Genomic DNA, 11,633 nt, shown 5'->3' with positions numbered 1-11,633 from the left:
GCGGCTTCGGGCGTAGGGGCGGGCCTGGTGCCTCTCGCCCCCGGCAGCTGGACGTCACCCTTCCTTCAGCGACAGGATGTAGGTGATCAGATCGTCCTGCTGTTCGGATGTCAGGTGATAGATCGGCATGGGCAGGTGGAGGTCGGACGCGAAGCCCTTCAAATGGCGCCTGTCCACATCGGGCCGCGCGGCAACGCTCATGAAGCTGGGGGCGTTCATGGGCGGTGGCATGATATGGCCGGGCCGTGCGCCCGTGGGCTGGTCAGGCGCTACCCTATGGCATTCCGAGCACCAGGTGATGGCTAGCTCCTTCCCCCGTCGCACCGCCTCTGGGTTATCCTGTCTGGCGGCGCAGGCGGTGGTGATGAGGCAGCACAGGACCGTGAGGGAGGCGCGCATGATGGCTCTCCGGCGGTGGCTTCAGTCGCCAATCCAGGAAATGTGGGCGGCATTACGGGGCGGCTTCGCCGGGGCGCCATCCCTGGGGTGGCCGATGATGATGGGCGCCACGACCGGCATGGTCGGCGGCAGGGCCAAGGCGTCCTTGCCGTGGGCGCTGTTCAGCCAAGCGTGCGACAAGCCGATCCAGCAGGTCGCGAGGCCATGGCCGTAGGCCGCGAGCATGAGGTTCTCGGCCGCCAGGCAACAGTCCTGCTGGGCCATGGCATCCGGCACCGTGGCGCAAATCGCGATCAGGGCGGGCGCGTCGTAAAAGATGTTGAAGGCCGGGTCGGCAAGATGGCTTTCCATCGGCTTCAACTCGGGCTGGTCGTCCAAGGACCGCAGCAGAAAGGCTTTGGCCTGGTCCGACCACAGGCGCAGCCGGGGGCGGTCCATCACCACGATGAATGACCAGGGCTGGCGGTTCATGCCGCTTGGGGCGTCCACCGCCGCCTCGATGACCGAACGGATTTGGTTGGCGGCGACGCCGGATTCGCTGTAGGCGCGGACGGCCCGGCGGTTATGCAGGGCGTCGAAGAGATCCATGGTTCCCTCCTGTGCGGCATGACCCTTCCGGTTACGGCCGGCGCGTCGGGTCCAGCGTGCGCCGATGGTTCGCACCTTCCCATGGTCCGGCGCCGCGCACCTTGAGATGGATCAGGCCGCCGCTGTTCACGGGTAGAGCAGATGTTTGGCGCGTAGCGCCTTGAAGGCCGCCAGGTCCGCGTCCCATCCGGCGGCGATGGCGCGGGGGTCGACGCCAGAACGGATGGCCTCAACCGTGGCCTTGGAGCCGATCAGGCCCAGGGTGTCATCCAGGGTGAACCGCTGCGGGTAGAGCCGGTGGAGCGCTGCCGCCAGTTCCACACCCAACAGCGGACTGTCCAGGGTCGTGCGATCCGTCACCGTCAGGCGCACCCCTTGGCACGGCAAGCCGGCGTAGCGATCCGCCGTCGGGGTGAAGGTCGCAGGCGCGAACTGGATACCGGGGATGGCCCTGGCCTGCAGCACGTCAGCCAGGGCCGGTCCGTCGATCCACGGCGCGCCCACCACCTCGAATGGGGTCGCTGTGCCGCGCCCCACGCTGACGGCGCTGCCCTCGATGAGCGCCACGCCGGGATAGAGGGTGGCCTCGTTCACGGATCGGAGGTTGGGCGATGGATTGATCCAGTGGAGGTCCGTCTCGTCATACCAGCGGTCACGGCGGTAGCCCTGCATAGGCACGACGGTCAGCGCCGCGCCGATATTGTTCTCGGCATTGAACAGCGAAGCCAGTTCCCCCAGGGTCATGCCATGGCGGACCGGCAGGGCGAAATAGCCGGTGAAGGACCGGCGGTCCGCGTCCAGCACCGGCCCCTGCACCGCGGTGGCGGTGATGGGGTTGGGGCGGTCCAGCACATAGACCGGAACATGGGCCGCGGCCGCCGCCTCCAGGACATAGGCCATGGTGGTGGCGTAGGTGTAGAAGCGCGCGCCGGCGTCCTGGATGTCGATGACGATCGCGTCCAGGCCTGCCATCGCTTCCGGTGGGGGGCGCCGACTGCTGCCGTAAAGGCTGAGGATGGGAACACCGGTGGCCGCGTCCGTGCCCGAGGCGACCCGGCCTTCGCGGTCACCCGCCGGCCCATGTTCCGGGCTCAGCAGCAGCGCCAGGTGCACACCCGCTGCGCCTGACAGCAGGTCGGCGGTCCGGTGGCCCTGCCGGTCCACGCCCGTCTGATTGGTCAGCAGTGCCACCCGCTTGCCCAGCAGTGGGGCGAAGCCCTGGGCCGCCAGCACATCAATGCCGGTCAATACCGGGGGAGCCCAGGCGGCGGCCACCGCTTCGGCCAAGCGCCGCCGCAAGGGGCGTGCGTCGCCCTTCCCGTCGGGATGCAGACGGCTGGTCAGGATGATGAGGTAGCATCCGCGGTTCGGGTCCACCCACAGCGATGTGCCGGTATAGCCGGTGTGTCCATAGGAACCCGGACCGAACGCGGTGTCCTGCCCACCGGCATAGGGGGAGGTCCTGTCCCAGCCCAACCCCCTGGTTGTTCCCCCTGGCAACACATGGGGCTCAACCATCCGGGTGATGGTGCTGGCCTTCAGCATGCGCCGTTTCCCCAGCGTGCCGCCGTTCAGCAGCATGCGGGCGAAGCGGGCCAGGTCCGCCGCCGTACCGAAGACGCCGGCATGTCCGGCCACGCCCCCCATGTGATAGGCGGCGGGGTCGCTGACCTTCCCCCATCGCAACATCCCATCCTGAACGTCTGTCGGGGCGATGCGGGGGCGCCAGGCGGCGGGAGGCACGAACCGCGTGTCCGTCATGCCCAAGGGGCGGAAGATATGCCGGGCCGCGTACCGGTCCAGCGGCAGGCCACTGACCCGCCGCACCACCTCACCCAGGACCAGGAAATTGATGTCGCTGTAGCGGAAGCGCTCTCCGGGGGGGCTGACCGGCGCCTCCGCCAGCAGCAGGGCCCGCGCCTCGGCGGCGCCGTCCCAGCGGCGCGCCCGGTCCAGGTCCGCGCGCAGGCCGGATGTATGGGTCAGCAACGCCTCAACGGTGATGGCGGCCTTGCCGTTGGCGGCGAAGGCCGGCCAATAGCGGGAAACCGGCGCTTCCAGATGCACCTTGCCCCGTTCCACCAGCTGCATGATGGCGGTGGTGGTCACCAGCACCTTGGTCAGCGAGGCCAGGTCGAAGATGGTGTCGGCTGTCATGGGTGCCGTGTCCGGGAACACCCGGCGCAGCCCCCAGGCGCCTTGGTACAGGATGCCGTCGCGGTCGCCGACCAGGACCACGGCCCCCGGGATATGGCCGGCGGTCATCTCCTCCCGGACGGCGGTATCGATGGCGGACGCCAGGGAGGCCATGTCCGGCCGGGCGGCGAACGCCGGTGTGACGCCCAGCCCCAGCAGGGCCAAGCCCAGCAGGAGATGGCGACGCAGCCACAGGGACATGCCGGTCCTCAGCGCGCGGCCTGCTGTTCCACGCCCAGGTCGCCGTAAACGTTGCGCGGGTTCCACAGCATCCATCCGTCCACCCCCACATCCTCGGCCGCCTTGGTCTGCAACCGTACCTCACCACCGCCGAAGGACCGGCGATCAAAGGCGTAGTCCTTGAAGGCCTGCAGCCAGGGGCGGAACCGCTTGGGCGATATGTTCAGGCGCGACAGCGCATTTTCCAGGGAGAGGCGCACGATCTCATAGGAATGGCTGACCGGATTGCGATATCCGGGAATGCCGAACTGGAAGCCGGACGGGTAAAGCATGGGGGACAGGTAATCCACCTGCGGCGCCAGCTCCTCCAGGTGCTGTCCGATACCGGTATCGTCCAGGTTCCAGCAGACGTAGCCGAAGATGTCTGCCGCGACATAGACGTTATAGGGCAGCAGGCGGTGGCGAGCCTCCCCCAGGAAGCCGGCGATGGCTGCCACCCGATCCTTTTCCGTGGTCGGCCCGGCGAAGCGCAGACGCTGGTTGGCGTCCGGGAAGCGCACATAGTCGAACTGGATCTCGTCGAAGCCGGCCTGGGCCGCTTCGATGGCGATGCCGATGTTGTAGTCGCGAACCGCCTGTTGCAGCGGGTCGGTCCAGGCGAGATTCTCCCGGTCGCGGAACAGCTCGCCATTGCCGCGCTTCACCGCCAGGTCGGGCCGGCTGGCCGCCAGCAGCGGGTCCTTGAAGGTGACGATGCGGGCGATGAGGTAGATCCCCTGCGCGTGAAGCGTCGCCACCAGCTCCGCCGGGTTGGGGATGGTGGTGATCGCGCGGGCGCCGGGCACCGTCATGGCGGTTGCGCTGGGGAAGGGGACCAGCCCCCTGTCCCCCTTCACGTCGATCACCAGGGCGTTCAGGCCTTTCTCCCGCATCAAGGCCAGGGCGGGATCGCGCAAGGAACTGGAGCCGATGCCGTAGACGGTGAGATAGAGCGCCTTGGGTGTGAACGGCTCCAGGCGCAGCACGGCATCTGTGGGCGGCGATGCCGTCAGGGTGATTGTACGTGCCCGATAGCCGGGAGCGCGGGCGAAGACCGGACCGGGGGAGGCGACAGCGAAGCGTCCCATCTCGTCCACGGGCACCAGGTGGCCGTCGACGATGATCGTGGCGCCGGCGATGGGCGCACCGGTGGCACCGTCGACAACCCGGCCCGCCATGGCTGCCGCCGCATGGGCCAGCGCCGGCGCCAGGCAGAAGGCAAGCAAGGCGCTCCTGAGGAACCGTCGGATCATCGCGGGTGGTCCCTTTTCTCGGGCGCCTGGGCCAGCAGTGCTGCGAAGGCGGTGTCGCGGGCCTGGTTCGAAACCGGAATGCGGGGAATGGCGTAGGGCAGCACGCCGGGTGCCGCCAATCCACCCTCATAGGCGAAGGCGGCGCGGTAGCCGGCATGCTCGGCGGCGCTTTGGAGGTCGGCATCGATGACCCCGAACGGCCAGGCCAGCAGGTCGACCTTGACGCCCAGGTGCCGCTCCAGCGCCGCCTTGGACCGGACCAGCTGGGAATTCACGAAGGCCCGGTAATCGTCCGGTGTCCGGCGGGCACGTTCCTTGCGGAAATCGGGGTGCCAATAGGTGTGGGACTGCACGTCCACCAGGCCGGACCGCACCATCTCCGCCAGTTGTTCCCATGTCAGGGCGTAGGCGGCGTTGGAAATGGCCGAAGGGTAGATGAACAGGGTGACCGGTACATGACGGCGGAGGATGACGGGGTAGAGCTGGGTGTAGACCGAGACGTGACCGTCATCAACGGTGATGGCGGCCGCCGGGCCAACGGCCTCGGTGGGCCGTTCGCCGCCGCGCACCGCCTCCACCACGCTTTGCAAGGGGACGACCTTGATGCCGTGGGCGTCCAGCCAGTCGAGCTGCCGCTCGAAGACGGGCGTCGTGATGGTGGTGGGACCGGGCGTGGTGGGATCGAAGCGGTGATAGGCCAGGACCGGTGTGCCGCCTTGCCCCCACGCGGCCGGCGCCGCCAATGCGGACACCAGGAGGAGGATCACGGGAAACAGCCCCCGGCATCTCATGGCGCCCCTCCTATTCCCGGCCATCGACGGCCACGTCGAAGGTGAAGATCCCGTCCGCCGTTTCCGGGCGCCGCGTCACTTCCGGATGGCGCAAGGTCCGCACCGTGTCCTGGTAGCCGACGGCCCAATGCTCCCCCACGCTCAGCCGGGAGAACTCGAAATCCTTGGTGCTGCCCTGGTGGCGTTTGGCGTGATAGATCAGGTGGATGATGTTGAACACCTTATGGTCCGCGTCGGGCTCCAGGTCGCGGGCCGCTGGCAGGTCGCGGTAGTCGGCGGGCAGGCCGGCCAGCAGGGCGGCGATGGCATGCCGCAGCCGTTGCTTGCGCCGAAATTCATCGGTCACGGCCCGTGTCCGGCTGGAATACTGGATTTCCTTCTGACGGGTCATGGCCTCGGCCAGGCTTGTCGGCATGTCGCCCCTGGCGCTCCATAGGTCCACCTGGAACGCCAGCGTGTCCTCATGCGCGTCGCCTTCCAGCACCCATTGCAGGGGCGTGTTCGACACCAATCCGCCATCCCAATAAAATTCGCCATCGACCTCGATGGCCGGGAAACCCGGCGGCAGGGCGGCGCTGGCCATGACGTGTTCTGGTCCGATGGTGTGGGTGGTGGTGTCGAAATAGGTGAAGTTGCCGGTTTCGATGTTGACGGCGCCGACGCTGAAGCGCAGGCCGCCGGCGTTGATGCGGTCGAAATCCCCCAGCCGCTCCAGCGTGCGGCGAAGGGGGGCGGTGTCGTAGAAACTGGTCGCCGCCGTGCTGCCCGGCCACGACGCCCAGGGTGGGACCAGCCGGGGGGTGCACATGCCGGGCACGCCGGCCACGGTCGAAATAAGGGCACTCAGCTGGTTGAGGGTGGATCGCGGCGCCTCGCCATCCATTTGCGAGGTCGCCAACGCTTCCAGGCAATCCAGGGCCCGGGCCGCCCCGGCCACTTCGTCCCAAAACTGCCGCAGCTTGGCCACGCGCTCCTCGGGCGGGTTCCCGGCGATCAGCGCGGCGTTGATGGCGCCGATGGACATGCCGGCCACCCAGTTGGGGTGCAACTCCGCCTCGGCCAGCGCCTCGTAGGCCCCGGCCTGGTAAGAGCCCAGGGCGCCGCCGCCCTGCAGGACCAGGGCGATGCGCCGGAACGGCGGACGCGCATTGGACCGATGGGTCCGGAGCAGGGGCATGTCGGGCATGGTTCCGGTCCCGCCCCTCAAAGCCGACCGACTTCGAATTCCTCGCAGGAGTGGCCCAGCGCCGCCAACCCTTCCTCCAGATAATCCCCCAACGCCGGCATGCCCATGAGGTACGAGGCGGAATGGCGGTGGTGGCGTTCGCGGGCCAAGGCCCGGACGGTGGCCCAGTCGTCATCGCCGCGCCCCAGCCAGGCCAGGGCGATCAGGTCGATCACTTCATCGTCGTTCAGGGCGTTGATGGCGGCGCGAAGCTCGGCGGCCGTCGGATCGTCGGCATAGTCGCCGAGGATGGAGCCCTCGCCGTCATCGGCGGGATTGGAACCAGGGTCGGGTTCCACCGGTGCCACCTTCACATCGAATTCCCGCGCCTTCACAATGATGTAGAAGACTTTCTCGACGCTGATGTTCAACTCGACCCGCTGGGGCGTCTCGACCGTGGGCATGGTCCTCTCCCTTGTCCGGCCGGCAGCGACCGTGGGCGTGCGTGGTCTTGAACGCTTAAAGGAATTGGCGGGATATATCCTTGATTTGGCTCAAGGGGGTTGTCTTTCGGCTTTGCGGCTGCTGGCGGTGCCCGTCGTACTTCGCTTAAGTACATGAAGATTCATTCGGCGAATATTCCAGCCGTCCTGATCCACATCAGTGTCTTTCCCGGTGCCGCATTTAAGGTGAAGCGTCGCTTGTTTCATCGGGAAGGCGCCGATGCTTGGCATCTTCAAAATCGCCTACAAGCTGTTGGTAAATGATAGGGCGAAGTTCGCTGCCCTGCTGGTGGGCATCACCTTCGCCGTTTTCCTGATGATCCAGATGACCTCGCTGTTCTCCGGTGTCCTGAGCCGGTCGTCGGCGACGGTCATCAATATCGGCGCCACGATGTGGGTGATGGATCCGGCCGTGCAGACGGTGGCCAATTCCATTCCCATGCCCGATTACGTGCTGGATGAGGTGCGGTCCATACCCGGGGTGAAATACGCCGTGCCGCTCTATTCCGGCGGCGCCCTGGCCAAGCTGCGCGATGGCACCTACCAGTTCGTCACCGTCATGGGCCTGGACGACGCCACGCTGTTCGGCCGGCCGCGCCTGATCGACGGCAACATCCAGGACATCTTCGCCGAGAACGGGTTCATCGTCATCAAGGACGCTGAATTCGCCAAGCTGGAAAACCCAACCATCGGCACGGAATTCGAACTGAACGACCATCGCGTCAAGATCGTGGGCATCGGTGAGGTGGCCACCAGCGGCCTGTTCGGCGTGCCCACGCTCTATACGACCTACAATCGCGCCCTGCAGTACCTTCCGAATACCCGCTTCACCGCGTCCTATATCCTGGTCGAACCCAAGACGGCGTCGGACGCGGCGGTCATTGCGGGCAGGGTCCACGCCATGGGCTACCTGGCCCTGACCAAGGACCAGTTCATCGACAAGATCGCGGCCTTCTACACCTTCCGCACCGGCCTCGGGACCAACATTCTGCTGATGACCGTCATCAGCTTCATCGTCGGCCTCTCCATCTCCGGCCAGACCTTCTACACCTTCATCATCGAGAACCTGGAGAAGTTCGGCGCCCTGAAGGCCATCGGCGCCAAGAGCCGTGAGCTGGTGGCCATGATCCTGTTCCAGGCGGCGTTCACGGCGCTCACCGGCTACGGCCTGGGCATCGGATTGTGCGCCGTCATGATCTGGCTGGCCCGCTTGCGCATCCCCGACTACGCCGCCGTCATCACTTTTCCGAACATCGGGCTGGCCTTCGCCATGGTGGTGATCATCGCCGGCATCTCCAGCTATGTCGGGGTCCGCAAGGTGCTGACCATCGAACCCTTCGACATCTTCCGGGGATAGGCCATGGCCGACGTCGCCGTCCGGGCCGCCGGACTGACCAAATGGTTCGGGGAGGGGGCGACGCGGACACTGGCCGTCCAGAACGTCAGCTTCGAGGCGTTTTTCGGCGAAATGCTATACGTCGTCGGCCCGTCGGGCAGCGGCAAGACCACCATGCTCAGCATGGTTTCCGGCATCCTGCGCCCCAACGCCGGCACGGTGGAGATCGAGGGCACAGACATCTGGCGCCTGTCCGGTGACGAGATCGCCACTTTCCGCCTGCGCAAGCTGGGCTTCGTCTTCCAGGATTATCACCTGTTCCCCCGCCTGACGACACAGGAGAACGTGGCCATTCCCCTGATCCTGCAACATCGGGACTGGGACGAAGCCATGGCGGAGGCCCTGCGCGATCTCAAGATCGTGGGGCTGGAGAATCGCGCCGCCCTGCCGCCGGTCAAGCTCAGCGGAGGCGAGCAGCAGCGGGTGGCCATCGCGCGCGCCATCGTCAGCCGCCCGGAGATCCTGATCCTGGATGAACCGACGGCGTCCCTGGACGGCGATACCGGTCGCACTGTCCTGAGCTTCGTGCGGCGGGAACTCCTGACCGACCAGCGCTGCATCATCATCATCACCCACGACGCCCGCATCTTCGAATTCGCCAACCGCATCATGCACATGGAAGACGGCAAGCTGACTGGGATCACCCAGGCCGGCGCCGGGCCGATGGAGGTTGCCGGTGAAACTTAAGATCCTGTTCCTGTTCGCCGCCATCGGCCTGCTGCTGGGTATCGTCAGCGCCTATGTCGCCGCCCAGCAACTGTCGGCGCAGCCGCCTGTGTTCAGCCCGGCGCCCAATCCCTACGCCAACGGCATCTATGCCAACGGCATTGTGGAAAGCCGGCAGACCCACGGGGCGAACATCGCCATCTTCCCTGAGGTCAGCGGCCCCATCACCCGCGTTCTGGCGGCGGAAGGCAGTCTGGTCAAGGCGGGCGACCCGCTGGTGATCATCGATGATTCCGTCCAGCGGGAAACGACCGGGCAGCAGAAGGCCCAGTTGGAGGTCGCCGTGGCCCAGATCGCCAACGCGCGGGCCAGTCTGAAGAGCGTGGCCGACACCTTCGCCAAGCAGCAGCGCTCCTACACGCTGGACCCCCAGTCCGTCAGCCAGGACACGCTCGACACCGCCCGCAACGCCGTGGCCGTGGCGGAAACCAACCTGCGGGTGGTCGAACGGCAGCAGGTGGCCCTAAGCCGGGCCGCCGCCGCGTCGGAGGCGCTGCTGCGCAAATACACCATCAGGGCCCCCAGGGATGGCATCGTGCTGTCGATCCAGGCCGCCGCCGGCAGCTACGTCTCATCGCAAGGCGCCTATGACGGCTACATCCAGGGCTATCTGCCCTTGGTCATCATCGGATCGGCACCGGAGGAATTGGAGATTCGCTGTTATGTCGACGAGATTCTGATCAACCGCCTGCCGCCGGCGGAGAAGATGGTCGCCCGCATGTATGTGCAGGGCACGGACATCAACCTGCCGCTGACCTATGAGCGGATGCAGCCCTACGTCTCGCCCAAGATCGAACTGTCGAACCAGCGGCAGGAGCGGGTCGACGTGCGGGTGCTGCCCATCATCTTCCGCTTCGACAAGCCGGCGAACCTCAACCTCTATCCGGGGCAGTTGGTCGATGTCTATATCGGTGCGAAATAACACGGCCACCTTGGCGCGGCGCGTCTACCCGGCCCTGACGCCGGCCGTCGCCCTGGTCGCCTTGCTTGCCGGTTGCACCGTCGGGCCGGACTTCAAGGCGCCCGACGCGCCGGTCGCCAGCGGCTATGCCGAAGGCCCGGCCCTTCGGTCCACGGTGGCGGCGGACGGCACCGTCCAGACCATCGACGGGGAGGCGCGGCTGCCGGCCGACTGGTGGCACCTGTTCGATTGCCCGGCGCTGGACGGTCTGGTGCGGCAGGGCTTGGCCGACAGTCCCAGCCTGGCCGCCACCGAGGCAACCCTACGGCAGGCGCAGGACACCCTGAAGGCTGGTGAAGGCATCTTCTGGCCCCAGGCGGATGCCGGGGCTGATATGGCGCGCCAGCGGGAGTCCCGGAACGCGGCAGGCGGAGCGAGGCAAGGTGCCTTCAACCTGTTCACCCTGTCGGCGTCGGTCAGCTACGCCCTGGATATTTTCGGGGGCGAGCACAGGCGTGTGGAGGGACTGGCCGCCCAGGTGGACTATCAACGCAACGCCATGCGCGCTGCCGCGCTGACGCTCGCCACCACCCTTGTCGACACGGCCATCGCCAGTGCCGCCTATGACGCCCAGATTGAGGCCACCGTGGCCATTGTCGCGTTGGAACGGGAACAGGTCCGTCTGGCCATTGTGCACGCAACCGCGGGGACGGCGGGCCAGGCTGCGGTATTGAGCCTGCGGGCGCAGTTGGAGGCGACGGAGGCGTCATTGCCGGGCCTGCGCCAGAAGCAGGCACAGGCCCGGCACCAGATGGCCGTACTGGTCGGCCGGCTGCCGGCGGATTGGCAGCCGCCGTTCTTCAATTTCAGCGAGCTGACGCTGCCCCGCTCGCTTCCCCTGTCGCTGCCCTCGGCGCTGGTGCGGCAACGTCCCGACATCCTGCAGGCGGAAAGCGCATTGCACGCGGCCAGCGCCGCCATCGGCGTGGCCACGGCGGCCTTACTGCCGAGCGTCACGTTGGATGGATCGTTCGGGGTTTCCAGCACGTCGTCCGACACGCTGTTCCAGGCCGGCAGCGGTGTGTGGAGCGTGGGCGCCGGCGTAGCCCAGCCGATATTCAATGGCGGCGCGCTGTCCTATCAGCGCCAGGCTGCCATCGATGCCTATGACGCCGCCGCCGCTGCCTATCGCCAGACCGTCCTGAACGCCTTCCAGCAGGTGGCGGACGTGCTGCGCGCGCTTGAGCATGACGCGGAAAGCCTGGCCCTGCTGGAACAGGCGGAAAAGACGGCCGGTGCCGCGCTGGCGCTGACCCAGGCGAATTTCGCCGCCGGCCTCGCCGCCCAGGCGGACGTGCTGGTCGCCGATGTCCAGTACCGCACGGCCAAGCTTTCCGTCATCGCCGCGCGCGCCAGCCGTTACCAGGATACCGTGGCGCTGTTCGCAGCCCTGGGCGGGGGCTGGTGGAACGCGCCCGCAGCGGATCATTGACAGG

The 11,633-nt window shown here is 67.0% G+C and carries 11 protein-coding genes; 4 read left to right on the top strand and 7 right to left on the bottom strand.

The window, feature by feature from the left end:
- Window positions 1-54: 54 nt before the first annotated feature.
- The 7 genes from Y958_RS31645 to Y958_RS26870 all read right to left on the bottom strand — a co-directional run bounded on the left by Y958_RS31645 (window position 55) and on the right by Y958_RS26870 (window position 7,075).
- On the bottom strand, window positions 55-399 hold the full coding sequence (locus Y958_RS31645) for a c-type cytochrome (protein WP_145727730.1): 345 nt from the start codon (window positions 397-399) through the stop codon (window positions 55-57).
- Window positions 400-420: 21 nt separating this feature from the next.
- The gene (locus Y958_RS26895; RefSeq protein ID WP_088874928.1) at window positions 421-987 is read right to left on the bottom strand and encodes a nitroreductase family protein; all 567 of its coding nucleotides are present in this window, start codon (window positions 985-987) and stop codon (window positions 421-423) included.
- 126 nt (window positions 988-1,113) lie between these two features.
- Window positions 1,114-3,384 (bottom strand): serine hydrolase, encoded by a 2,271-nt coding sequence (locus Y958_RS26890; RefSeq protein WP_088874927.1) that lies wholly within the window; start codon window positions 3,382-3,384, stop codon window positions 1,114-1,116.
- An 8-nt stretch (window positions 3,385-3,392) separates the two neighbouring features.
- Complete coding sequence (locus Y958_RS26885) at window positions 3,393-4,655, bottom strand: putative glycoside hydrolase (protein WP_244909621.1); 1,263 nt, start codon at window positions 4,653-4,655, stop codon at window positions 3,393-3,395.
- On the bottom strand, window positions 4,652-5,422 hold the full coding sequence (locus Y958_RS26880; protein ID WP_088874925.1) for a polysaccharide deacetylase family protein: 771 nt from the start codon (window positions 5,420-5,422) through the stop codon (window positions 4,652-4,654). The genes Y958_RS26885 and Y958_RS26880 overlap by 4 nt, the downstream gene beginning before the upstream one ends.
- Before the next feature lie 34 nt (window positions 5,423-5,456).
- Complete coding sequence (locus Y958_RS26875) at window positions 5,457-6,632, bottom strand: patatin-like phospholipase family protein (RefSeq protein WP_088874924.1); 1,176 nt, start codon at window positions 6,630-6,632, stop codon at window positions 5,457-5,459.
- A 17-nt stretch (window positions 6,633-6,649) separates the two neighbouring features.
- A complete protein-coding gene (locus Y958_RS26870) occupies window positions 6,650-7,075 on the bottom strand; it encodes a DUF3775 domain-containing protein (protein ID WP_088874923.1) in 426 nt (141 codons plus the stop codon).
- Window positions 7,076-7,334: 259 nt separating this feature from the next.
- Between Y958_RS26870 and Y958_RS26865 the strand changes: the two genes are divergently transcribed.
- The 4 genes from Y958_RS26865 to Y958_RS26850 are packed head-to-tail and all read left to right on the top strand — an operon-like array spanning window position 7,335 to window position 11,629.
- Entirely contained in the window at window positions 7,335-8,471 is a 1,137-nt protein-coding gene (locus Y958_RS26865) for an ABC transporter permease (RefSeq protein WP_088874922.1), read from the top strand.
- 3 nt (window positions 8,472-8,474) lie between these two features.
- Window positions 8,475-9,197, top strand: a complete 723-nt coding sequence (locus Y958_RS26860) for an ABC transporter ATP-binding protein (RefSeq protein ID WP_088874921.1) — start codon at window positions 8,475-8,477, stop codon at window positions 9,195-9,197.
- Window positions 9,187-10,158, top strand: coding sequence for an efflux RND transporter periplasmic adaptor subunit (locus Y958_RS26855; RefSeq protein ID WP_088874920.1), 972 nt, complete (start codon window positions 9,187-9,189; stop codon window positions 10,156-10,158). Before Y958_RS26860 ends, Y958_RS26855 begins: the two co-directional genes overlap by 11 nt.
- Window positions 10,148-11,629: an efflux transporter outer membrane subunit gene (locus Y958_RS26850; RefSeq protein ID WP_088874919.1), complete on the top strand. Its 1,482-nt coding sequence runs from the start codon at window positions 10,148-10,150 to the stop codon at window positions 11,627-11,629. The genes Y958_RS26855 and Y958_RS26850 overlap by 11 nt, the downstream gene beginning before the upstream one ends.
- The last annotated feature ends 4 nt before the right edge of the window (window positions 11,630-11,633 follow it).

It is taken from the genome of Nitrospirillum viridazoti CBAmc (genome assembly GCF_000730165.1).
GTDB classification, from domain to species: domain Bacteria; phylum Pseudomonadota; class Alphaproteobacteria; order Azospirillales; family Azospirillaceae; genus Nitrospirillum; species Nitrospirillum viridazoti.
The sequence above is the reverse complement of the archived record's forward strand: the minus strand, read 5'-3'. Positions and strand labels throughout refer to the sequence as shown.